This is a genomic window from Alphaproteobacteria bacterium (genome assembly GCA_019635875.1).
Taxonomy (GTDB): Bacteria; Pseudomonadota; Alphaproteobacteria; order Reyranellales; family Reyranellaceae; genus JAFAZJ01.
In genome coordinates this window covers 643,500-664,666 of record JAHBYP010000003.1, presented here as the reverse complement: position 1 = coordinate 664,666, position 21,167 = coordinate 643,500, and the positions used below count along the sequence as shown (strand labels likewise).

Genomic DNA, 21,167 nt, shown 5'->3' with positions numbered 1-21,167 from the left:
CCCCCTTCCGGCGCTGCGCGCCACCTTCCCCCTCCGGCGGAAGGTAGAAGACTCCCAATGAACCGTGGATCCATGCTCCTGGCCTCGGCCGGCCTGATGGGCTGTTGCCTGATCTGGGGCTCGATGACGCCGATCCTCAAGGAGCTGACCGAGGTCATGGACCTCTGGCTGCTCTCGGCGCTGCGCTACGTGCTGGGTCTGCCGGTGCTGTGGGTGGCGTGGATGCTGGCGACGGCACCGCGAAATAATCCGAGGCCGATGAGGGTAGGCCAGCTCGCTTCGCTGGGCCTCGCCATGAGCGCCTTCTCGGTGCTGTTCACCTTCGGTGTGCGCCACTCGCATCCTGTGACGGCGGCGATCGTGCTCAACACCGGGCCGGTGATCGCCACCGTCATGGCCTGGTTGCTGCTGCGCGCGAAGCCGGCGCCGGGCTTCGTCATCGCGCTGTCGCTCAGCCTCACCGGCGCGGCGCTGGTGGTGATCGGCGCGCCTGGCTTCGCCGAGCGCGGCTTCGGCTTCGAAGGCGGCGAGCCGCTCCTGATCCTCGCCCAAGTCTGCTGGCAGTGGTACTCGATCCGTGCCCAGCAATGGCTGGGCGATCGCGGCCAGATCGGCCTGAGCGCCATCACCTCCAGCGCCGCCGGACTGTGGATGTTCGCGGGCTACGCCGCGATGTACGGCGCCGGCCTGGCCGGCGGCCTGCCTGACACGATCAGCCCGCTCAGCATCGGCTACCTGATCTGGGTCTGCGTCTTCGGCGTCGCCATCGCGGTGCTGATGTGGAACTACGGCGTCAGCCGGCTGTCGCTGCCCGTGGCGTCGCTGCACATGAACGCCGCGCCCGTGGTGACCGTGCTGACCTCCTGGGCGATCGGCCGGCCACCGACGGCGCTGCAGGTGCTGGGTGGCGTGGTCGTGCTGTCGGGCATCGTCTACATGCAGTCGCGGCAATTCGCGCGGGCGCGCGCATGAATGGCGCGCCGACGCCGCGCGACACGCTGGTCGGCCTCTCGGCGTTCCTGATCACGTCGATCTTCTGGGGCGCCAACGTGCCGGTGACGGCGGTGCTCTTCGGCACCTTCGATCCCTACTGGATGCAGATCTGGCGCGTCTTGATCGGCACCGTGGCGCTGGCGGCGATCGTCGTGGCGCTGCAGGGCGTCAGGGCGCTCGCCATCCCGATTTCAGTCGGCCGCTTCGTGATGCTCGGGCTGGGCATCAGCCTGTTCCTGCTCGTCTACAATGTCGGCCTGCGCTACACCAACGCCATCACCGCCGCCGCCGTCATGGTCGGCTCGCCGGTCTACACGGCGCTGTTCCTGCGCGCGTTCAACGGCACGCCGTTCGACAAGGGCTTCTGGGTCGCCGCGTTGCTGACCGCGATCGGCGGCACCATTGCCGTGCTGGGCCGGGCCGACGCCGCCGGCTTGAGCCTGCAGGGCGGCGAGCCGCTGATCGCGCTCAGCGTCATCTTCTGGGCGCTCTACTCGCTGGCCGCCCAGAAATGGTTCGTATCAGCGGAGACCCAGATCCGCCGGACTTATGTCTCCACCTTGTCGGCCGTGGGCTGCAGCGTCGTCCTGTGGTCGCTGTGTCGGATGGCCGGCATCGCCGGACCGCCCAATACCGAGCCTGGCACCGAGGCCGTGGTCATGCTGGTGACCATCGCGATCCTGGCCACCGCCGTCGGTGGCGTGACCTGGAATATCGGCGTGAGCCGGCTGGGCATCGCCGCCGGCTCGCTGTGGCAGAACGCCGTCCCGGTCTTCGCCGTGCTGATCGCGATGGCCTTCGGCATCCACCCCACCGGCCAGCAGATTCTCGGCGGCGCGATCGTGATGGCTGGCGTGGCCTATATGCAGTGGCGCAGGTTCCGGGGTTGATCACGATCGCCGGCGACGGGCGGTCTTCGGTCGATAGCGCACATGGTCGATCAGCGCGCGCAGCTTGGGTGGCAGATTCCGGCGGTTGGCGAAATAGAGGAAGAAGCCGGGGAAGGGTGGGCAGAACTTCTCCAGCAGCGGCACCAGCTCGCCGCGCTCGAGGTACGGCCTGAAGGTTTCCTCCATGCCGAACGTGAGGCCGCCGCCGGCACAGGCGGTGCGGATCATCAGCCACATGTCGTTGGTGGTGATCCGGGGATCGACCGCGACATCGAACGCGCGGCCGCTCTCCTCGAACTCCCAGCGATAGGGTGCGACCTCGGGCGACGGGCGCCAGCCGATGCAGCAATGTCTCGACAGCTCGGTGGGATGCGTGGGCGCACCGAAGCGCTGCAGGTATGACGGCGCCGCCACGACCATCTGGCGCTGATCGCCCGAGACCGGCACGGCGATCATGTCCTGCTCGATCACCTCGCCCAGCCGGATGCCGGCGTCGTAGCCCTCGGCGACGATGTCGAACTCCTCGTCCGTCACGGTGACGTCGAGCTGCACGCCGGAATGGGCGTGGGTGAAGCCGGCGAGCAGCGCGCCGGAGAGAAACCGCTCCGCGATCGAGGACACCGCCAGCCGCAGCAATCCACTGGGCGTCGCCTCGCGATCGCGCGTCGCGTCCAGTGCGATCTCGACTTCGGCCAGCGCCGGCGCGACGCGGCGTTGCAGGCGCTCGCCGGCCTCGGTGAGGCTGACGCTGCGCGTCGTGCGATGGACCAGCGCGACGCCCAGCCGGTCCTCCAGGCGCCGGATCGCCTGGCTCACGGCCGAGCGGGTCACGCCGAGCCGGTCGGCGGCGGCGCGGAAGCTGCGCGCCTCGGCTACGGCAAGGAAGACGGCGATGCCGCCGAAGTCGAGATTCATTGGTTAGGTAATCTTAACAAAATGATGAGGATTGAGCAAATTGCCTATCCTAATACCAGCCACTACATCACCGCCCATCGCAACACGAGGAGGCTGAACGACATGACCAGCAGATCGGCGATCCTGCGCGGCCTGATCGCGAGCTCTTTGCTCGCGGCCAGCCTGTCTCCCGGCACCGGCCAGGCGCAAAGCCAGTCGACACCTCATCCCTATGTCGGCATGTGGGTGACCGACGATGGCCATGTCCGGCACGAGCTGCTGCCGAACGGCCGCTACGACGAAGCGCGCGGTACGCGCCAGAGCGCCTATCAGGGGCGCTACAGGGTGACCGGCAGCCACATCGACTACTGGGACGACACCGGCTTCACTGCCGACGGCACCTTTGTCGACCACAATACCCTGCATCACGGCGGGATGATCTTCCGCCGGCGCTGACGCCGGAGCGCGGCGGATTGCGCCGCAGTTGCGCCCCCCGGCCTGTGCTACACGGTTGCTTTCGGCCGCCGGGTGCGTGAGCTTGCGGCGGTTTCCCGGGGGAGCGCATGAAGGGCGTCATTCTGGCCGGCGGCAAGGGCACGCGGCTCTATCCGCTGACCAAAGCCACCAACAAGCACCTGCTGCCGGTGGGCCGCGAGCCGATGATCTACCACCCGATCCGCCACATGGTGGCCGCGGGCATCAGCGACATCCTGGTGGTCACCAGCGTCGACCACATGGGCGAGATGGTGAACTGCCTCGGCTCGGGCGTCGAGCTGGGTTGCGGGCTGACCTACCGCGTGCAGGACGGCGCGCTGGGCATCGCCAACGCGCTGTCACTGGCCGAGGGCTTCGCCGGCGGCGGCAAGATCTGCGTCTTCCTCGGCGACAACGTCTTCCAGAACTCGATCGCACCCATCGTCGAGTCCTTCCGCAGGCAGGACATAGGCGCGCGCGTGGTGATCAAGAGCGTGCACGACCCGGAGCGCTACGGCGTGGCCGCGCTCGACGAGCAGCACATCCTCGAGATCGAGGAGAAGCCGGCCAGGCCCAAGACCTCGTTCGCCGTGGTCGGGCTCTATTTCTACGACGGCCAGGTCTTCGACATCATCCGCACCATCAAGCCTTCGGCGCGCGGCGAGTACGAGATCACCTCGGTCAACAACGAGTACATCGCCCGCCGCCAGCTGCAGTACGAGATCTATCCCGGCGCCTGGACCGACGCGGGCACCTTCGAGTCGCTGCTCGAGGCCAACAAGCTGCTGTACGACACCGCCAACGAGATCGCGCGATGAGCCGCACGAGTCACCTGCCTTCATCTCTCCCTCTCCCCGCTAGCGGGGAGAGGGTTGGGGTGAGGGGCTGGGAATCAAGGACCGCGGCCGCGGCGTGTCGCACGAACCCCTCACCCCGACCCTCTCCCCGCGCGCGGGGAGAGGGGGGCAAGCCATGACCGTCGGCGGCTGCCGTTGGATCGACGTGCGCGGCTCGTCCGATCCGCGCGGCACGGTGAGCTTCATCGAGACCGGCATCGACCTCGACTTCCCCATCCGGCGCGCCTTCTGGATCCATGGCGTGCCGGCGGGCCAGCCGCGCGGCCATCACGCCCATCGCGAGGTGCGACTGGCGATGGTCGCGCTCGCCGGCGGCGCCGACCTCGTGCTCGACGACGGCACGACGCGCGAAACCGTGCGGCTCGACCGGCCGGATCGTGCGATGCTGGTCGAGCCCTGGGTCTGGCACGAGCTGGTGGATTTCGCCGCCTCAACGGTCGTGCTGGTCCTGGCATCGGCCAACTACGCCGAGGCCGACTACATCCGTGACTACGACACGTTCCGCCGCGAGGTGAAGGCGCGATGATCCCGTTCCTCGACCTGCGCGCCGTCTACCTCGAGCTCAAGCCCGAGATCGACGCTGCGATGGCGCGCGTGGCGGATTCCGGCTGGTATATCCTGGGCAAGGAGGTCGCGGCCTTCGAGCAGGAGTTCGCCGCCTTCTGCGGCGTGAAGCACTGCGTCGGCCTGGGCAACGGGCTGGAGGCGCTCGAGCTCGTCCTGCGCGCCTGGGACATCGGGCCCGGTGACGAGGTGATCGTGCCGTCGAGCACCTACATCGCCACCTGGCTCGCGGCCACGGCCTGCGGTGCCAGGCCGGTGCCGGTCGAGCCCGACATCCGCACCGCCAACCTCGACCCCGAGCGCGTCGCCGCGGCGATCACGCCGCGCACCAGGGCAATCATCCCGGTGCATCTGTACGGCCAGGCCAGCGACATGGACCCGCTGATGGAGCTCGGCCGCAGGCACGGCATCAAGGTGCTGGAGGACGTCGCCCAGGCGCAGGGCGCGCGCTACAAGGGCCGGCGCGCCGGTTGCCTCGCCGATGCCGGCGCCTTCAGCTTCTTCCCGAGCAAGAACCTCGGCGCCATGGGCGATGCCGGCGCGGTCACCACCGACGACGATCGGCTCGCCGACCGGCTGCGCACCCTGCGCAACTACGGCTCGAAGGTGAAGTACGTGAACCTCGAGACCGGCGTGAACTCCCGGCTCGACGAGATGCAGGCGGCGATCCTGCGCGCCAAGCTGCCGACCCTCGACGTCTTCAACGAGCGCCGCCGCGTGCTCGCCGTCCGCTACCTCGAGAGGCTGCGCGGCATCCCGGGCGTCGAGCTGCCCTACGTGCCGCAATGGGCCGAGCCGATCTGGCATCTCTTCACCGTGCGCTGCGCCGATCGCAGGCGCATCACCGACGCGCTCGACCGGGCCAAGATCGGCTGGCTGATCCACTACCCGATCCCGCCGCATCTGCAGCAGGCCTATCGCGGGCTGGGCATGAAGCAGGGCGATTTCCCGCTGGCCGAGCGCATCGCCGAGACCACGCTCAGCCTGCCGATCGGCCCGCACGCCACGGTCGAGCAGATCGACCGCGTCGCCGACGCGATCCGCGCGGCGGTGTAGCGGCATGACTGTCGTCCCGGGTTCTTCTGGGAGCGCCGGCGCTCCCAATCCTTCGCTCCGCTCGGGACGACGGGGCCTGGTCCGGTGCTGAAGCTATTCAAGGCGATGGTGACATCCGGCGGGGCCGGCCTCGCCGGGCTGTTCTTCGGCCTGATCGCCAACAAGATCTTCGCGGTGACTCTGGGGCCGACGGGCATCGGCCTGCTGGCGACCTATCGCCAGGTGCACGACATGGCGACCGGGCTCGGCATCTTCGGCGCCGGCGCCGGCCAGATCCAGGCGCTGAGCTCGGTCCAGGGCGAGGCGCGGCGGCGGCGTGTGGTGGCGTCGATCTGGCTGTCGCTGTGCGGCGCCGTGCTCGCCTCGATGACCCTGCTGCTGACCGCGCCGCTGATCGCCGAGCACGTCTTTCGCGACTCCTCGCCCGACATCGTCCTGGGCGTGCGCTGCCTGGCACTCACCGTCGGCATCGCCATCGTCGGCGTCACCCTGCAGGGCCTGATCAACGTCTCGCGCGCCATCGGCCGGCTGGCGATCGTGCAGGTGCTGGGCTCGCTGACCTTGGCGCTCATCGCCTGGCCGCTGGCCAGACTGGCGGTGGGCGGCTATCAGCTCGCCTTCATCGGCTTCGTGCTGCTGCCGATCGTGGCACAATTCGCAGTGGCGACCTGGTACGTCCACCGGCTCGGCTGGATGGCGCCGGTGCTCGAGGCCTTCTCGCGCCGGCCCGAACGCGCGGACATGGCGCACCAGTTGCGCTTCTTCGCCGCCGGCCTGAGCGCCGGTGCCCTGTCGGCGACCTGCTTCATGGCGATGCGCGCGCTGCTGGTCGAGACCGGCGGGCAGGAGCTGCACGGCCTGTTCCAGGCGGCCTGGACGCTGGCGCTGCAGAACGTCGGCCTGCTGATGTCGGCGGCGACCACCTACCTGCTGCCCACCATGGCCGGCGCCGCGAGCGAGGAGGAGCGCAGCCGCACGGTCAACGACGCCATCGAGATGCTGGCGCTGTGCTCGATCCCGCTGATCGGCGGCGCGCTGCTGTTCCAGCCCCTGATCCTCGAGCTGCTGTTCTCGCGCCGCTTCCTGCCGGCGGCCGATGCGCTGACCTGGATGCTGATCGGCAACTACTTCCGCGTCTTCCAGGTGCTCTACTTCAACGTCGCGGTCTCGGCGGCGCGGGTTCGCGTGATGATGATCACCGAGATCGCCTGGTACGGCAGCTTCTCCGGGCTGGTCGTGCTGGCGCTCAGCCCGCACCCGCCGGAATGGCTGACCGGCCTGAACGGCATCGGCATCGCCTTCGCCGTGGTGCAGCTCGGCACCATGCTGGGCGGCATGTGGTACGCGCGCGCGGCGCTTGGCGTGCGTCTGCTGAGCCGCACCCAGGCGATCTGGCTGGGCGGCCTCGTCATGGTGGTGATCTGCGCCGTGGCGACCTGGCACGACCGCGCGACCAACTGGCAGGTCTCGGTGCCGCTGGCGCTGGGCACGCTCGTCGTGCCCGTGGTGCTCGCCGGGCCGCGGCGCTGGAACGAGGTGCGTGCCGTCATCTCGGGGTGGCGGGCGCGCGGCTGACGCCCAGGCGCTCGCCGCGATAGGCGCCGCTCATGACGCGCTCCCACCAGCCCCGGTTGTCGAGGAACCAGCGCACGGTCTGGCGCAGCCCCTCGTCGAAGGACCGGCTCGGCCGCCAGCCGAGTTCCGACGCGATCTTGCCGGCGTCGATGGCGTAGCGCAGATCGTGGCCCGGCCGGTCGGCGACGAAGCGGATCAGCCCGGCGTGCGGGCGATGGCCCGAGTCGGGCAGGAACTCGTCGAGCGCGCGGCAGATGCCCTGCACGACGTCGATGTTGCGCCGCTCCTCGTTGCCGCCGACGTTGTAGCTCTGCCCGACGCGGCCTTTCTGCAGCACCGCCAGCAACGCCTCGGCGTGATCCTCGACATGCAGCCAGTCGCGCACGTTCTCGCCCTTGCCGTAGACCGGCAGCGTTTCGCCGCGCAGGCCGCGGATGATCACCAGCGGGATCAGCTTTTCCGGGAAGTGATAGGGGCCGTAATTGTTGGAGCAGTTGGTGGCCAGCGTCGGCAGGCCGTAGGTGTGATGCCAGGCGCGCACGAGATGATCGGAGCCGGCCTTGCTGGCGGAATAGGGTGAATTGGGCTGGTAGGGCGTGTCCTCGCGGAAGGAGCCCTCGGGTCCGAGCGAGCCGAACACCTCGTCGGTCGAGATGTGCTGGAAGCGGAAGCGCGCGCGGCGTTCCTCGGGCAGTGTGCGCCAGTAGGCCGTGGCGGCTTCGAGCAGGGTCCAGGTGCCGACGATGTTGGTCTGGATGAAGGGCGCGGCGCCGTCGATCGAGCGGTCGACATGGCTTTCGGCCGCGAGGTGCAGGATGGCATCGGGCTGCTCCACCTGCAGGATGCGGTCCATCGCCGCGCGGTCGCAGATGTCGGCGCGGTGGAAGCGATGCCTGTTGTGCTCGCGCGCCTCGGCCAGCGACTCCAGGTTGCCGGCATAGGTCAGCTTGTCGATGGTGGCGACCTGCCAGTCAGTCTGGCGCACGATGTGGCGCACCACCGCGGAGCCGATGAAGCCGGCCCCGCCCGTGACGATCACCTTCATGTCCGGAGAGCTTTCATGGGGTAGACTGGCATCCTCGCAAGACGGTACTAGGAAAACAACGTGGACCTTCGACTGGGTGGCCGATCCTGATGACGGGTGAACCCCGCCGTTTCCACGAACGCCTGTTCGGCCACATCAAGCGGCCCCCCCTGGACCCGTCCTGGCCGGATTCCTGGCGATACTCCTACGGGCACGATGTGGATTCGGTATGGCCGGGCAGGAGCGCGCGCGGCTACCGCGTCGCCTACCGCAACCGCTTCGCCCGCGCCGTCGACTACGTGCTGCAGGCCAAGCCCGGCGGCGGGCGCGTGCTCGACCTCGCGGCCGGGCAGGGCAATTTCTCCATCGTGCTGGCCGAGCTCGGCTACCAGGTGACGTGGAACGACCTGCGCGACGATCTCGTGGGCTATGTCAGGCTCAAGACCGACCGCGGCGACATCCGCTTCCTGCCCGGCAATCTCTTCGAGCTGCCGCCCGAGCAGGTCGGCCGCTTCGACGCCGTCGTGGCCACCGAGATCATCGAGCACGTGGCGCACCCCGACGACTTCCTGCGCAAGCTGGCGGGCTTCCTCGAGCCCGGCGGCGTGATCGTGCTGACCACGCCCAACGGCCGCTACTTCCGCAACACCCTGCCGCGCTTCTCCGATTGTCCCGATCCCTCGCAGTTCGAGGCGCTGCAGTTCAAGCCCGACGCCGACGGCCACATCTTCCTGCTCTATCCCGACGAGATCGTGACACTCGCCGCGAAGGCGGGGCTGAAGGTCGATCGCCTCTCCTTCTTCAACAATCCGCTGACGGCCGAGAATCTCAAGACCCGCCACCTCTCGCCGATCCTGCCCTACGGCCTGGTCGACGCCATCGAGCGCGCCACCCAGGCGCTGCCCGAGGGGCTGTCGCAGCGCCTGCACCTGCAATCGGCGGCGCTGCTGAGCAAGGCGTAGTGTCCAACCCCGAGCGCAGCGAGGGATCTGGTGATTCGCCTGGATCCCTCGCTACGCTCGGGATGACAGACTAAGCGTACTTCCACTGCACCAGGGTGAAGGGCGGCTTGGCGTCGTCGTGCGGTTCGAAGACGGCTTCGACCTCGGCGCTGATGCGTACCGCCTGCTTCGGATCACCGAGCAGGTTGCCCAGCATGCGGATATTGCCGGCGTGCGGCAGCTCGACCAGCACGACGATGTAGGGACCCTGGTCCTTCAGCGCCGGATGGACCGGGTGCCAGGGACGCTCCCAGCTGTAGATCCTGCCGCGTCCCTCGACCCTTACCCAGGACATATCGAAGGACAGGCACTTGTGGCAGATCCACTCCGGACCCCATTGCCAGGTGCCGCAGGCCTTGCAGCGCTGCACCATGAGCTCGCCGCGCCGCGTGCCCTCCCAGTAGGGCGCATCGAGGCCGTCATTCTCGGCGACGGGAGCCGGCAGGCCGGGCTTGAGGTAGGACATCACAGCGTCTCCGCCGAACCGAGGATCATGCTCGACACCGGCGTCACCATCGGGCCGGAGATCACCATCGAGATTTCCGGGTCCCTGACCTGCGCCGTCGACTCGCCACGCAGCTGGCGCACGGCCTCGACCTGCAATTCGAGGCCGTGCATGTAGCACTCCGCCAGATTGCCGCCGCTGGTGTTGAGCGGCAGCTTGCCGGAAGGCGCCAACAGGTTCTCGGGCACGAGGAAGTCGTTGGCCTCCTCGGCCTTGAAGAAGCCGTGCTCGACCAGGCTCATCAGCACGCCGCCGGTGAAGTTCTCGTAGCTCTGCAGCACGTCGACCTCCGAGGGCTTCACGCCGGCCATGGCGTAGAGATGCGGCGCCACCGTGGTGAAGCTCGAGGTGGCGTAGAGCGGCGCGTTGTGGCCGCGCGCGCCGTTGCGGTACTCCGAGCCCAGCGCCGCACCCAGCAGGTAGGCCGGCTTCCTGGCGAAGTCCTTCGCCTGCTCCGCCGGCACGATGATCAGCGCGGCGGCGCCGTCGTTCTCCTGGCAGCAGTCGAACAGCCGCCACGGCTCGACGATCCAGCGCGAGGCGTCGTAGGCCTCCGCCGTCAGCGGTCTTCCATGCATCACCGCGCGGGGGTTCTTCTGCGCATGCGCATACGAGGCCAGCGCGATGGCGCGCTGCGCGCCGTCGCCGATCCTGTTCTCATGGAGAAAGCGCATCGCACGCATGGCGTAGCGCTGCGCCGGCGACATCACGCCGTAGGGCGCGTTGAGCGCCGCTTCGCCCGTCGCGACGCCGCCCGGCGGCGCGGCACCGAAACGCTGGAACTGCCCCTGCGCCAGCGCGCGGAAGACCACGACGCAATCGGCCAGACCGCCGGCGACCGCGGCCGCCGCATTGGCCACGGCGCCCGACCCGCCGCCGCCGCCGCCACCCCATTGCATGTTGGAGAAGCGCAATTCGGGCAGGCCCAGCGCCGCCGCCAGCCGCGAGGGATCGTTGCGGTCGTTGCTGTACGACGCGAAGCCGTCGATGCGGCGCGGATCGATGCCGGCGTCCCTGGCCGCAGCGAGGATCGCCTTGAGCGCCAGCACGAACTCGGGATCGGGCGACTTGCCGTGCCTGTAGTAGGGCGTCTCGCCGATGCCGACGATGGCCACCCTGCCGCGCAACGTGCGGTCGGTCATGGGTACTCCTTGATGCAGAGAGTCCCTCTCCCCGCGCAGGCGGGGAGAAGGTGCCCGAAGGGCGGATGAGGGGCTTCGCGATCGCGGGACAACCACCTTCGTTGTCGAGAGGCTGCGGAAGCCCCTCATCCGCCTCGCTGGCGCTCGGCACCTTCTCCCCGCCTGCGCGGGGAGAAGAAAAGATTACGCCCTGTACTTCGCCGGCACCTCGAGCTTCAGGAACCGAGCGGCGTTGAGCCCGAGGATGTCGGCGCGGGTGGCTTCCGACAGATGGCCCATGGTGCGCTCGATCGCCTCGGCGGAGTGCGGCCAGGTGCCCTCGTGGTGCGGGTAGTCGTTGGCCCACATGAAGTTCTTCGACAGCCCGTGCGACTCGCACAGCGCCAGGCCGGCGGGGTCCTCCTGGAACGAGGCGTAGCCGTGCGCCTTGTAGTAGTCGCTGGGCAGGCCCTGCAGCTTGGGTCGCACCCAGAAGTGATGCTTGCGATAGGCCTCGTCCATGGCGTCGAGCAGCCACGGGATCCAGCCGATGCCGGCCTCGATGGTGGCGAAGCGCAATTTGGGGAAGCGCTCCAGAACGCCCGATGCGCACATGTTGGCGACCGGCTCGATGGTCGGCGACAGCGAGTGGGTGACATAGTTGATCACCGCGCCACCGTTGCCGCGCGAGGCGCGCGGATCGCGGCCGGTCGAGATGTGATAGGTGATCGGCAGGTCGACATCCTGGATTGCCGCCCACAGCCGGTCGAAATGCGGCAGGTTGTAGTTGGGATGGTCGATGTCGTGATGGCCCCACACCGGCTTGCACGGCAGGGTGAGGCAGCGGAAGCCGAGCTTGGCGAGACGCTGCACCTCGGCGATCGAGCCCTCGAGATCGGCGGTGGCAATGGCGCCGGCGATCACCACGCGATCCTGGTGCGCTTCGAACTGCTCCCACGCCCAGTCATTCCACACCCGGCACTGCGCCTGCGCGAACTCCGCGTCCTGCGTCGCCCACATCGACAGGCCCTTGTTGGGGAACAGCAGCTCGACGTCGATGCCGTCGCCGTCATGGTCGGCAATGCGCAGCGTGGGGTCGACGCCGGCCTTGTTGCGCGCGTCGTCTTCGCCCTCCATCTCGTGGATGCGCAGGCGGTCGGGGCGATGGCCCTCCGAGACGCGCCACTTCACGCCGTCCTTGTCGGTGATCACCCGTGGCAGGCGCTCGCGGTACCTGGCATCGATGCGCTCGGCCCACAGATTGGCCGGCTCGTTGGCGTGGCAGTCGGCCGACACCATGAAGTACTTCTTCGCCGCGCCCGGCCTCGGGCTGCGCTGCCAGCCCGCCGAGCCCGGAGTTTCCAGGCGCCACTTGTTGGGCTCGTTGACGACGATGTGGTTCATGGCGTTCCTCCCGCCTTGACAGCTGTTCTGATATCGGAACATTGTTCCGGTAGAGGAATTGTGGACACGGTATGCCCCGAGACGCAACAGGGATATCGGCCGGCCCGCCGCGCGCGCCCGCGCGCGCCATGCGGGTGATCGAGGCGCTTGCCACCCAGCCCGACGGGCTGGCGCTGGCCGATCTCGGCCGTTCCCTCGGCCTGCCCAAGACCAGCCTGTTCAGCATGCTGCGCGCGCTGGAGGGCGAGGCCTATGTCGAGAATGCCGGCGGTGTCTATCGGCTGGGCCCGGCGGCGCTGCGCCTGGGCGCGCTGATCGGCGGCGGCGACACCCTGGAGCGACGACTCTCGCCGTTGCTGGCGCCCGTGGTGAAGAAGGCCGAGGAGACGGTGCTGCTGGCAGTGCCGACCGAGGATCATCTGGAGGTGCGCTACATCGCCATCGCCGACGGCCCGCAGGCGGTGCGCTACGCCGCAACGATCGGCCTGCGCCGGCCGCTCTACTGCACCGCCTCGGGCCGCGCCGTGCTGGCCTTCAGCGATCCGACCATTGTTCGCGATTACCTCGCGCGCGCGCCGCGTCCGGCGCACACGCCGCAGACCACGACATCCAGGGCGGCGCTGCTCGACATCATCGCCGAGGTGCGCCGCGCCGGCGTGGCCGAGACGCGCGACCAGATGTTCATGGGCCTGTGGGGCTTCGCCGCGCCGGTGCTCGACGCGCAGCGCAAGGTCGTCGCCTCGCTGATGATCGCAGCGCCAGCCGACCGCGCCCGCCGCAAGCGCGCCACGCTGGTCGCCGCCGTGCGCGAGGGCGCCGAGGAGATGTCGCGCGTGCTGGGGCTGAACGGGGAATACATCGCCTCGCGCTGATCGGGCAGGGCGCGGTGCCAGACCCGTCATCGCCGCTTCACCGTAATGCCGCGCGGATGTGGGCGGCGATCTCCTCGCTGGAGTCCTCGGCTTGCCTGGAACAGCCGGGCGGGTCGAAGCCGCCGGGTTTCATGTCGCGCAGGGCGTCGGCCCAATTCGGCCCGAGCCGGGTCCCGCTGCGCTGGATCATCTTGCCGTTGAGATGGCCGGGCGTGTAATCCGGCGGCGGCGTCGTCGGCATGCCCGGCTCCACCGCGCGCTGCGGCTCGGCTTTCGTCTCGACAGGCGGCGACTCGGCGGGTGGCGGCTCGGCGGGCGGCGTCTCCGTAGGCGACTCTGGCGGCGGCTTGCCGGGGCCGGGGCGGATCAGGTTGGCGGCGTCGATGGTGGCGTGCGCCGCCTTGAGCGCCGCGCGCACCTCCTCGAGCTCCTGGCGCCAGCGCCGTTTCTCTTCATCTCTATGGTCGAGCCCGCGCTCGTAGCCGGCGATGCGCTCCTCGTAGCGCTCGCGATCCTCCGGCGTCAGCCCCGGCTTCGGCTTGGCCACCAGCAGGCCGACCTGCTTCGTCAGCATGTTCAGCGCCTGCAGCTTGCCGAGCTTCAGGGTCACGGTCTGCTCTTGTTTGCCATGGTTGCTGACCTTCAGCTCGACGATGCTGGCGCACTGCGCCTGGCTCGCCTTCATCAGGTCGACGCGCACCCGGCCGTCGGCCTCGACGGTGAGGAAGTCCACGACATTGGCGAAGGCGATCCTGGCGTATTCCTGGGCCAGGCGGGTGACGTCGACCTCCAGCGCCTGGGCCATGCGCGCCCGGCCGGCGGCGATGGCGGCCTCGATCCTGGGGTCCCGCAGCAGGCGCGAGGCGCTGGGCTGGGCGCCGCGCGGCGAATAGCCGGCGCGGACATAGGCCTGGGTGGCGTTGCCGTCCTTGAGGAACTCCAGGACGAAGCGCTCGTGGCGCGGCGAAAGCGGGGGTGTGGTTTCCGTGCTCATGGCGGCGAAGCTACGCCTCTCGCCGCCGGGAGCAATTTTAACCCCTACGCGTGTCGCCGACGCCCCTTTGGTGCAAGTGGGACAGGGATTATTTAGATTCCTAGCGGTGCTCGGCAGGACAGCATCCCTTACCTTCCCCCGGTGAGGGAAGGTACCCACGCTTGCACATCGAATCGCTCGGCCGAGGCGGTGTGTCGAGTGGAACCCGGCACTTCGCGGCGCCCGCTAGTGGCTGCGCCCGCTGCCGCCGGTGACCACGATATCGAACGGCGTGCCGCCAAGCCGGATGCGCCGCCGCTCGGCCAGTGTCGTGGCGTCGAGGACGACGATCTCGCCCGCGGCCGGGTCGCTCACCGCGACGAAGGGACCGGCGGCCGAGAGGCGCGGCCGGGCGGTGTCGTCGTTGGCGGCATAGCGGCCGGTCGCGCCGGTCCGATGCGTGATGCGTGCGTTCAAGGTGTCGATGCGCACGAGCTCGCCGCTCTCCATCAGCACGAACGCCGTGTCGCCGGGGTCGTGCAGCAATGTCTGCGCGATGCGTCGGCCGGGCAGGTCGATCACGGCGAAACCGTCGACGCGGCCCGGATCGATCGAGACCACGGCGCGCGGCCCGAAATCGCCGAAGAACAGGCTGTAGCCCAGCGCGCCGTCGAGCCAGCGGACCTTGCGGCCGTCAGCGATGTCCGGCGGATAGGCGAGCTTGACGGCGGCGAGGCGAACGCGCCGCTGCTCGTAGACCGCGATGCCGTCGGCGCAGCCGAACGCGACATGGGCACCGCTGCGCGCCTCGCCATGCAGCTTCGGGCATTCCAGCCGATGCTTCGGCTGATCGGTCCTGTCCCGGAGCACAACCGCGTCCGGCAGCGCTTGCGATGGCGTCGGGACGCTGATTGCGAGCTGGCGTCCCACGGGCACGGCGGCACCGTGGTGCGGCGCGCCCGACGCGACGCGCCATTGGCGGCTGACGTCGCCACGCGCGAAAGCGTCTTCGTCCAGCACAACGGCCATGCCGTCGCCATCGAAGAAGACCGCGATGTCGCGATGGCCGGTACTGATGTGCGAGGGCTTGCGGCCGGACAGGGCGGGACGCAACAGCCGTGGCGCGCCAATCGCGATGTCGCGATGGTCGTCGTGTCCTTCGAGCACCACGCCGCTGTCGACCAGGCGGACCTCGTCCGCGCTCGGCAGGGTCGCGACGACATAGCGTCCGCTGGCACCGCGGTGAAGACGGGCGGAGGCACGCAGTTCCTCCGTCGCCAGGATCCGACCGGTTGCGAGGTCGACGATCCAGAGCCGACCCGTGGCGTGGTCGGCCACGACACCGCGCCACGCGGCGACGCTGGCCTGCCCTGTGGCCGGTGACGGCAGGCTCGGCAATAGGAGAAGAAGGAGAGCGAACGCGGCGCCACGCATGACTTGGATTCCCAACGGAAACACCACTATAAGGACAATGTTATAACGTATCATATTGGAGTTGGGGATGGCGTTTGGGATATCGGGCATGCGCCTGTCCGTGGTCGGGATGACATTCTGGGCGTTGGCGGCGGGAACCGGAGCGGCGTTGGGCCAGGGCACACCTGGTCCTCTACGGCTGGATCGCATCGTGGTCGACGAACGTCTGGTTCCCCGCGACCGGGTGACGTCGACCACCGATCTCGACGCACCCAACACCACCGGTTCGCGCCTGCCGGGCACGGCGCGCGACGTGCCGGGCGGCGTCGAATCGATCAACCAGGCGACGATCCAGGAGCGCGGCAAGCGCACGTGGATCGAGGCGCTCGAGGGCATGACCGGCTTCACCGCCGCCGTGCGGCCCGGCGCCGCTGGCGTGATGTCGGCGCGCGGCTTCACAGAGAACGGCTTCGCGCTGCTCTATGACGGCATCCGCGTCTCGTCGACGACGATCACGACGCGCACCTACGATGCTTTCATGTTCGATCGCATCGAGGTGCTGCGCGGACCGGCCTCGGTGATGTTCGGCGAAAGCGCGATCGGCGGCGCGGTCAATCTCGTGCGCAAGGCGCCGTCAGGGCAGCCTCAGCCGCTGGAGGTGACGACCACGCTCAGCATGCCGGCCGGCCTGCGCGTCGGCGTCGGCAAGGGCGGGCGGATCGGCGATTCGCTGACGTGGCGGCTCGACGGCGTGATCAATGCCGAGCGCGGGACGGTGAACGGCAGCGAGCTGCGCTCGGGCAACATCAGCGGCGCGATCCGCTGGCAGGTCACCGATCACATCGCCACCGGGCTCGACTTCGACTACCTGCGCTCGGACATCGACGACGCCTACTGGGGCACGCCGCTGGTGCGCGGCGCGATCGACAAATCGCTGCGCGACGTGAACTACAACAACCTGCCGAACAACCGCTACAACGACCGCGTGCTGTGGCTGCGCTGGAAGACCGAAGCCGAACTCGGCGACGGCTTCAGCCTGCGCAACCAGCTCTGGAACTACCAGGCGTATCGCGACTGGGTGAACGCCTATCGCTTCGCCTACATCCCGGCCGGCGGCACCTGCAGCTTCCGCGGATCGACGCTGGTCAACGCCACCGGCGCGGACCAGGTCTGCCGACAGACCTGGGAGAACCTCGGATACGATCACCGCTTCACCGGCAACCGCCTGGAGGCGGCCTTCAACGGTACCGTCGCCGGCCGCGCGGTGGCGGCGGTGGCCGGCGTCGAGTACGCCGACACGCGCTGGGACAGCCCGCGCAACGAGGTGACGTCGCTGCAGCTCGTCGACCCGTACAGCCCGCCGGCGACCGACTTCTTCACGCACGGCACGGCGCGCACGCAGCATGTCCAGGCGAAGCTGCGCCAGCTCGCCGGCTTCGCCGAGCTGCGGGTCGAGCTGTTCCCCGGCTTCAAGCTGGTCGGCGGCATGCGCCAGGACTGGTTGTGGGTCGACTACGATCGCCAGCCCGCCAACCAGCGCTACCAGCGCAGCTTCGCGCCGACGACCTGGCGCGTGGGCGCGGTGTGGGACGTGTGGAAGGAGGGCACGGCCTACGCCGCCTTCGCCACCGCGGTCGAGCCGCGCTTCGCGCTGTTCACGCTGGGCGCCAGCGATACGCCCTTCAGCCTGACCAGCGCGCGCCAGTTCGAGGTCGGTTTCAAGCAGGGCTTCGGCGGCGGCCGCGGCGAGGTTACCGCGGCGGTCTACCGCATCGAGAAGAGGGATATCCCGACGACGGATCCCGCCACAGGCAACACGGTGCAGATCGGGCGGCAGTCGTCGACCGGCTTCGAGATCGGCGGCAGCTTCCGACCGGTCGACTCGCTGCGGCTTTTCGCCAACGCCGCGATGGTCAGCGCCCGCTACGACGAGTTCCGCTCGGGCGCCGCGAACTTCGCCGGCAATCAGCCGCCCAACGTGCCGCGCTGGGTGCTCAACGGCGGCGTCACCTGGGCGCCCGTGGTGGATTGGACGGTCGGCGGACTCGTGAACTACCGCTCGTCGATCACCGCCAACGACGCCAACACTGTGCGGCTGCCCGGCGCGGCGATCGCCGACATTTTCGTCACATGGGCATTCCGGCCCAATGCCGACGTGACCTTCCGCGTCCACAACGTCACCGACACGGTCTACGCGGCGTGGGCCACCGACGCGAACTACGTCATCCTCGGCCGGCCGCGCACCTTCGAGCTCGGTCTGCGTGCCCGGTTCTAGGAAAGAGCCGCTTGACGGTGCTGTCGCCGCTTCTCGGCCAGGCTTCGCATTCTGCGAGAGCGTGTCTGATCCTGTCGCCCATGGCGTCAAGCGTGGGCTATCCAGCCGCGCCACGTGAAGGCGGCATAGAACAGGCTTACGTCGACGAAGCCGGCGGCGCGCAAAATGGCCTCGTCCTGCTCGGGGCTGTACATGTGCACGCTCGTCTCGACAGCCTTCCGGAACTTCTCGGCTTGCTCGATCTCGACGCCCGATGCGACCGCAAAAGCCGCATAGCGCGACAACCAGCGTGACCGTTCGGAAGGGCCCTGCGGAAAGCTGCCGTGCGCTACGACGAAGGGAGCGCCCGGCCTCAGCCGCCGTCTGATCTCCGCCGCCGTTTGCTGTCGCTCCGCGGCTTCAATGAAGTGCATTGTCAAGAGACAGACGGCTCCATCAAACGGTCCCTCGGGCGCATCGCCGACATAACCTTGGACAAGGTCAACCCGGTTGCCGAGCGTCCCCAGGGTGCGTCGTGCCTCGTCCAGCATCAGTGCCGACGGGTCGACGCCGACAAACCGCCACGCCGGATGGACTGCGGCGAGCGCCTTCAGCTCCAATCCCCCGCCGGCTCCGAGAACGAGCACGCATGGATCGATTGACATCTGCTCCGCCAGCAACAGGCCCGTCATGGTGTAGAGGGCATCGAGGCCCGGCACGAAGCGGCGTGGCCCGTCGGCATAGCGCGCGACGGTTTCCGGATCGGAGAAGGCGCCCAGGAAATTCTTCGAGCCGGCGTCCTTGTCATCTCGCATGTCGTGGGTCCTGCTGCTGATGGCGGGTCGAGCGGTACGCACGGCGCATCCGTGCTCATCGCGTGCTGCCAAGGAGCCGGTCGTCGAGCCGAACTCGCGGCAGTGCGGGCATTCAGATTCGTCTTTCGGCGGTTTGTCGGCTGAACCGAACGCAATATCGGCGGCGAACGTATCGTGGCATGGCGCGTGATCGCGCGGCATGGGCGCTACACCACGACGGTTCAAACGTCGCCGTCAGCCGCAGCTCCTAGTGCGTCGCGCCGTCGGGCTGGCTGGCCGAGAGCAGCGACAGCAAACGTGCGGCCTTGCCGAGATGGGCGGCGACGAGATGCGCGCTCGCCGGATCGCGGGCCTCCTCGATCACCGCGAGCAGCAGCGCGTCGAGTACCGCGTCGCGCGGCAGCCACTCGTCGGCGCAGGCGGCGCGGGCGCGGCGCACATGGGCCAGCGCACGATCTGTGTCGGCCTTGTGCATGGCCTCGATCGCCCGGGTCAGGCTGGTCGCGGGCTCAGACAAGAACCGCCCGCCCGAGCCGCGAGTGGTCGACCATGCCGGCGTCGAGGCACAGCAGCACGCGGCGATGTCCGCCCTCGGGCGGCGGCGGTGAGCGATGCACGATGCCGCGTCCGGCATTGCCGGGCCACGCCTCGCCCTTGAACAGCCCGACATCGCCGCGCGCCATCGTCTCGACCGATCGGGCGTCGGCGACGATATTGTCGTTGTCGCCCACCGCCAGCATGCCGCGTCGCACGGCGGCGTCGGGCAGCCACTGCGTGCCGCCGCCGTCGTAGGTGCACAGCAGGCGCAGCCCGACATGGTCGACGTGGAACTTGCGGCAGCCCGCGCCGGTCACCGTCTCGAGCGTCGCGCGCACGACGTGTGCGGCGCTCAGCCGCGCGAAGGCGCCGACCAGCGGCTCGATGTCGGCGCGCCACAGCGCCTGGTCGGCTGTCGCGATGTCGCGCAGCAGCACGGCGAAGTGCCCGTCGGTCCGTGCCGCCGAGTCGCAGGCGTCGAACCAGACCTCGCCAGCGATCGGGCGGGCGCGATGCGCCGCGACGCTGGCCTCCAGCGCGCGGGGAAGGCGACGCTGCCACAGCGCGAGGTTGACGGCGGGCGAGGTGATCGCCGAGAGCGCTGCGGGCGTGTCGCCGCATGCGACATGCGGGCGGATCGCCTGCGCGGCCGCGCTCATTGCACGATCTCCTCGGTCCAGGCCGGGAAGGGGTCGGGCAGGTACTTCCAGACCGCCGCGCCGGCGGCGATCTCGCTCGGGCTCAGCAGGCAGGCGTCGAAGGCCGCCGTGAGCGCGGCGCGGTCCATGTCCTTGCCGATGAGCACGATCTCCTGCCGGCGGTCGCCGAACGGCTCCTTCCAGTGGTCGAGCACCATGCGCCGCGCCGCGCGGTCGCGCGGCCAGCGGCTGCGCGGCACGCTCGCCCACCAGCGGCCACCCTTCTCGTGGCGCGTCACCGCGCCGGCCTGCGACCAGACGCCGACGAAGGCCGGCCGCGTCGCCAGCCAGAAGAAGCCCTTGGAGCGGATCACGCCGGGCCATTCGCGCCGCAGCCATGCCATCAGCCGTGCCGGATGGAACGGTGCCTGGGCGCGGTAGACGAAGCTCGAGATGCCGTACTCCTCGGTCTCGGGCAGCGGATTGCCGAGCAGCGCCTGCTGCCAGCCCGGCGCCATCGACGCCTCCCGCATGTCGAACAGGCCGGTGTCGAGCACGTCCTCGAGGTCCACGTCGCCCCTGACGCTGCGCACGATGCGCGCGCGGGTGTTGAAGGCGCGGATGATGCCTTCGAGCGTGCCCAGATCCTCGGGCGGGACGAGGTCGGCCTTGTTGAGCACGATGACGTCGGCGAACTCGACCTGCTCGACCAGCAGGTCGACGATGGTGCGCGCGTCGCCGTCGCCGGCGGTCTGGCCGCGATCGCGCAGGAACCCGGTGCCGGCGTAGTCGCGCAGGAAGTTGAAGGCGTCGACCACCGTGACCATGGTGTCCAGGCGCGCCACGTCGGCGAGGCTCGCGCCATCCTCGTCGCGGAAGTCGAAGGTCGCGGCCACCGGCATCGGCTCCGAGATGCCGGTCGATTCGATCAGCAGGTAGTCGAAGCGGCCCTGCGTCGCGAGGTGGCGCACCTCGCGCAGCAGGTCGTCACGAAGGGTGCAGCAGATGCAGCCGTTGGACATCTCCACCAGCTTCTCGTCGGTGCGGCTGAGCCCGGCGCCGCCGTCGCGCACCAGCGCGGCGTCGATGTTGACCTCGCTCATGTCGTTGACGATCACCGCCACGCGCCGGCCGCGGCGATTGTGCAGGACACGGTTGAGCAGCGTCGTCTTGCCGGCGCCGAGGAAGCCGGACAGCACGGTGACGGGCAAACGAGATGCGGCCGAAGTCATGCGTCGCTCGTGACGTTGATGGGAGTGACAATGTTATAACATAACATTTCTGAGGCAACAAAAAACGCGCCTCGG

At 69.1% G+C, this 21,167-nt stretch carries 21 protein-coding genes; 10 read left to right on the top strand and 11 right to left on the bottom strand.

Features of this window, described 5'->3' with window-relative positions; translation table 11 throughout:
* The first annotated feature begins 57 nt into the window (after positions 1–57).
* Both KF889_14435 and KF889_14430 read left to right on the top strand, forming a co-directional pair.
* Positions 58–972: a DMT family transporter gene (locus KF889_14435; GenBank protein MBX3500642.1), complete on the top strand. Its 915-nt coding sequence runs from the start codon at positions 58–60 to the stop codon at positions 970–972.
* Positions 969–1,883, top strand: a complete 915-nt coding sequence (locus KF889_14430; protein ID MBX3500641.1) for a DMT family transporter — start codon at positions 969–971, stop codon at positions 1,881–1,883. Before KF889_14435 ends, KF889_14430 begins: the two co-directional genes overlap by 4 nt.
* Here KF889_14430 and KF889_14425 read toward each other — a convergent pair whose 3' ends face one another.
* Positions 1,884–2,798, bottom strand: a complete 915-nt coding sequence (locus KF889_14425; protein ID MBX3500640.1) for a LysR family transcriptional regulator — start codon at positions 2,796–2,798, stop codon at positions 1,884–1,886.
* 102 nt (positions 2,799–2,900) lie between these two features.
* Here KF889_14425 and KF889_14420 point away from each other — a divergent pair, with 102 nt between their 5' ends.
* From KF889_14420 to KF889_14400, 5 genes are all read left to right on the top strand, one after another.
* Positions 2,901–3,233 carry an Atu4866 domain-containing protein gene (locus tag KF889_14420; GenBank protein ID MBX3500639.1) on the top strand — a complete coding sequence of 111 codons (333 nt, stop codon included), beginning with the start codon at positions 2,901–2,903 and terminating at the stop codon, positions 3,231–3,233.
* Between the two features lie 107 nt (positions 3,234–3,340).
* Complete coding sequence (locus KF889_14415; GenBank protein MBX3500638.1) at positions 3,341–4,069, top strand: NTP transferase domain-containing protein; 729 nt, start codon at positions 3,341–3,343, stop codon at positions 4,067–4,069.
* 154 nt (positions 4,070–4,223) lie between these two features.
* A complete protein-coding gene (locus KF889_14410; protein ID MBX3500637.1) occupies positions 4,224–4,634 on the top strand; it encodes an FdtA/QdtA family cupin domain-containing protein in 411 nt (136 codons plus the stop codon).
* Complete coding sequence (locus KF889_14405; GenBank protein MBX3500636.1) at positions 4,631–5,728, top strand: DegT/DnrJ/EryC1/StrS family aminotransferase; 1,098 nt, start codon at positions 4,631–4,633, stop codon at positions 5,726–5,728. Before KF889_14410 ends, KF889_14405 begins: the two co-directional genes overlap by 4 nt.
* Before the next feature lie 84 nt (positions 5,729–5,812).
* On the top strand, positions 5,813–7,303 hold the full coding sequence (locus KF889_14400) for a hypothetical protein (GenBank protein MBX3500635.1): 1,491 nt from the start codon (positions 5,813–5,815) through the stop codon (positions 7,301–7,303).
* Here KF889_14400 and rfbB read toward each other — a convergent pair.
* Positions 7,275–8,348 carry a dTDP-glucose 4,6-dehydratase gene (rfbB, locus tag KF889_14395; GenBank protein MBX3500634.1) on the bottom strand — a complete coding sequence of 358 codons (1,074 nt, stop codon included), beginning with the start codon at positions 8,346–8,348 and terminating at the stop codon, positions 7,275–7,277. The two genes, KF889_14400 and rfbB, sit on opposite strands and share 29 nt — an antisense overlap.
* Positions 8,349–8,437: 89 nt before the next feature.
* Between rfbB and KF889_14390 the strand changes: the two genes are divergently transcribed.
* On the top strand, positions 8,438–9,289 hold the full coding sequence (locus tag KF889_14390; GenBank protein MBX3500633.1) for a methyltransferase domain-containing protein: 852 nt from the start codon (positions 8,438–8,440) through the stop codon (positions 9,287–9,289).
* 70 nt (positions 9,290–9,359) lie between these two features.
* Here KF889_14390 and KF889_14385 read toward each other — a convergent pair whose 3' ends face one another.
* From KF889_14385 to KF889_14375, 3 genes are all read right to left on the bottom strand, one after another.
* The gene (locus KF889_14385; GenBank protein ID MBX3500632.1) at positions 9,360–9,794 is read right to left on the bottom strand and encodes an OB-fold domain-containing protein; all 435 of its coding nucleotides are present in this window, start codon (positions 9,792–9,794) and stop codon (positions 9,360–9,362) included.
* Positions 9,794–10,975, bottom strand: a complete 1,182-nt coding sequence (locus KF889_14380) for an acetyl-CoA acetyltransferase (GenBank protein MBX3500631.1) — start codon at positions 10,973–10,975, stop codon at positions 9,794–9,796. The genes KF889_14385 and KF889_14380 overlap by 1 nt, the downstream gene beginning before the upstream one ends.
* A 183-nt stretch (positions 10,976–11,158) precedes the next feature.
* The gene (locus KF889_14375; GenBank protein MBX3500630.1) at positions 11,159–12,358 is read right to left on the bottom strand and encodes an amidohydrolase; all 1,200 of its coding nucleotides are present in this window, start codon (positions 12,356–12,358) and stop codon (positions 11,159–11,161) included.
* A 128-nt stretch (positions 12,359–12,486) separates the two neighbouring features.
* On the opposite strand from KF889_14375, the gene KF889_14370 reads away from it, so the two are divergent.
* Positions 12,487–13,230, top strand: a complete 744-nt coding sequence (locus KF889_14370) for an IclR family transcriptional regulator (protein MBX3500629.1) — start codon at positions 12,487–12,489, stop codon at positions 13,228–13,230.
* Between the two features lie 37 nt (positions 13,231–13,267).
* Here the strand turns inward: KF889_14370 and KF889_14365 are convergent, their stop codons facing one another.
* Positions 13,268–14,224 carry a terminase small subunit gene (locus KF889_14365; GenBank protein ID MBX3500628.1) on the bottom strand — a complete coding sequence of 319 codons (957 nt, stop codon included), beginning with the start codon at positions 14,222–14,224 and terminating at the stop codon, positions 13,268–13,270.
* A 225-nt stretch (positions 14,225–14,449) separates the two neighbouring features.
* Positions 14,450–15,727 carry a hypothetical protein gene (locus tag KF889_14360; protein MBX3500627.1) on the bottom strand — a complete coding sequence of 426 codons (1,278 nt, stop codon included), beginning with the start codon at positions 15,725–15,727 and terminating at the stop codon, positions 14,450–14,452.
* On the opposite strand from KF889_14360, the gene KF889_14355 reads away from it, so the two are divergent.
* Entirely contained in the window at positions 15,726–17,891 is a 2,166-nt protein-coding gene (locus tag KF889_14355; GenBank protein ID MBX3500626.1) for a TonB-dependent siderophore receptor, read from the top strand. The two genes, KF889_14360 and KF889_14355, sit on opposite strands and share 2 nt — an antisense overlap.
* 86 nt (positions 17,892–17,977) lie before the next feature.
* On the opposite strand, the gene KF889_14350 is transcribed toward KF889_14355, so the two are convergent.
* The 4 genes from KF889_14350 to zigA all read right to left on the bottom strand — a co-directional run bounded on the left by KF889_14350 (position 17,978) and on the right by zigA (position 21,092).
* On the bottom strand, positions 17,978–18,685 hold the full coding sequence (locus tag KF889_14350; protein MBX3500625.1) for a methyltransferase domain-containing protein: 708 nt from the start codon (positions 18,683–18,685) through the stop codon (positions 17,978–17,980).
* A 247-nt stretch (positions 18,686–18,932) separates the two neighbouring features.
* On the bottom strand, positions 18,933–19,202 hold the full coding sequence (locus tag KF889_14345) for a hypothetical protein (GenBank protein MBX3500624.1): 270 nt from the start codon (positions 19,200–19,202) through the stop codon (positions 18,933–18,935).
* Complete coding sequence (locus KF889_14340) at positions 19,195–19,881, bottom strand: DUF1826 domain-containing protein (protein MBX3500623.1); 687 nt, start codon at positions 19,879–19,881, stop codon at positions 19,195–19,197. Before KF889_14340 ends, KF889_14345 begins: the two co-directional genes overlap by 8 nt.
* Positions 19,878–21,092 carry a zinc metallochaperone GTPase ZigA gene (zigA, locus tag KF889_14335; GenBank protein MBX3500622.1) on the bottom strand — a complete coding sequence of 405 codons (1,215 nt, stop codon included), beginning with the start codon at positions 21,090–21,092 and terminating at the stop codon, positions 19,878–19,880. The genes KF889_14340 and zigA overlap by 4 nt, the downstream gene beginning before the upstream one ends.
* Positions 21,093–21,167 lie beyond the last annotated feature (75 nt).

Excerpts from the sequence above, each read along its gene's own strand:
- KF889_14435 (MBX3500642.1), top strand. The coding sequence starts at position 58 with ATGAACCGTGGATCCATGCTCCTGGCCTCGGCCGGCCTGATGGGCTGT.
- KF889_14430 (MBX3500641.1), top strand. The coding sequence starts at position 969 with ATGAATGGCGCGCCGACGCCGCGCGACACGCTGGTCGGCCTCTCGGCG.
- KF889_14425 (MBX3500640.1), bottom strand. The coding sequence starts at position 2,798 with ATGAATCTCGACTTCGGCGGCATCGCCGTCTTCCTTGCCGTAGCCGAG.
- KF889_14420 (MBX3500639.1), top strand. The coding sequence starts at position 2,901 with ATGACCAGCAGATCGGCGATCCTGCGCGGCCTGATCGCGAGCTCTTTG.
- KF889_14415 (MBX3500638.1), top strand. The coding sequence starts at position 3,341 with ATGAAGGGCGTCATTCTGGCCGGCGGCAAGGGCACGCGGCTCTATCCG.
- KF889_14410 (MBX3500637.1), top strand. The coding sequence starts at position 4,224 with ATGACCGTCGGCGGCTGCCGTTGGATCGACGTGCGCGGCTCGTCCGAT.
- KF889_14405 (MBX3500636.1), top strand. The coding sequence starts at position 4,631 with ATGATCCCGTTCCTCGACCTGCGCGCCGTCTACCTCGAGCTCAAGCCC.
- rfbB (MBX3500634.1), bottom strand. The coding sequence starts at position 8,348 with ATGAAGGTGATCGTCACGGGCGGGGCCGGCTTCATCGGCTCCGCGGTG.
- KF889_14390 (MBX3500633.1), top strand. The coding sequence starts at position 8,438 with ATGACGGGTGAACCCCGCCGTTTCCACGAACGCCTGTTCGGCCACATC.
- KF889_14385 (MBX3500632.1), bottom strand. The coding sequence starts at position 9,794 with ATGTCCTACCTCAAGCCCGGCCTGCCGGCTCCCGTCGCCGAGAATGAC.
- KF889_14380 (MBX3500631.1), bottom strand. The coding sequence starts at position 10,975 with ATGACCGACCGCACGTTGCGCGGCAGGGTGGCCATCGTCGGCATCGGC.
- KF889_14375 (MBX3500630.1), bottom strand. The coding sequence starts at position 12,358 with ATGAACCACATCGTCGTCAACGAGCCCAACAAGTGGCGCCTGGAAACT.
- KF889_14370 (MBX3500629.1), top strand. The coding sequence starts at position 12,487 with ATGCGGGTGATCGAGGCGCTTGCCACCCAGCCCGACGGGCTGGCGCTG.
- KF889_14365 (MBX3500628.1), bottom strand. The coding sequence starts at position 14,224 with ATGAGCACGGAAACCACACCCCCGCTTTCGCCGCGCCACGAGCGCTTC.
- KF889_14355 (MBX3500626.1), top strand. The coding sequence starts at position 15,726 with ATGCGCCTGTCCGTGGTCGGGATGACATTCTGGGCGTTGGCGGCGGGA.
- KF889_14360 (MBX3500627.1), bottom strand. The coding sequence starts at position 15,727 with ATGCCCGATATCCCAAACGCCATCCCCAACTCCAATATGATACGTTAT.
- KF889_14350 (MBX3500625.1), bottom strand. The coding sequence starts at position 18,685 with ATGCGAGATGACAAGGACGCCGGCTCGAAGAATTTCCTGGGCGCCTTC.
- KF889_14340 (MBX3500623.1), bottom strand. The coding sequence starts at position 19,881 with ATGAGCGCGGCCGCGCAGGCGATCCGCCCGCATGTCGCATGCGGCGAC.
- zigA (MBX3500622.1), bottom strand. The coding sequence starts at position 21,092 with ATGACTTCGGCCGCATCTCGTTTGCCCGTCACCGTGCTGTCCGGCTTC.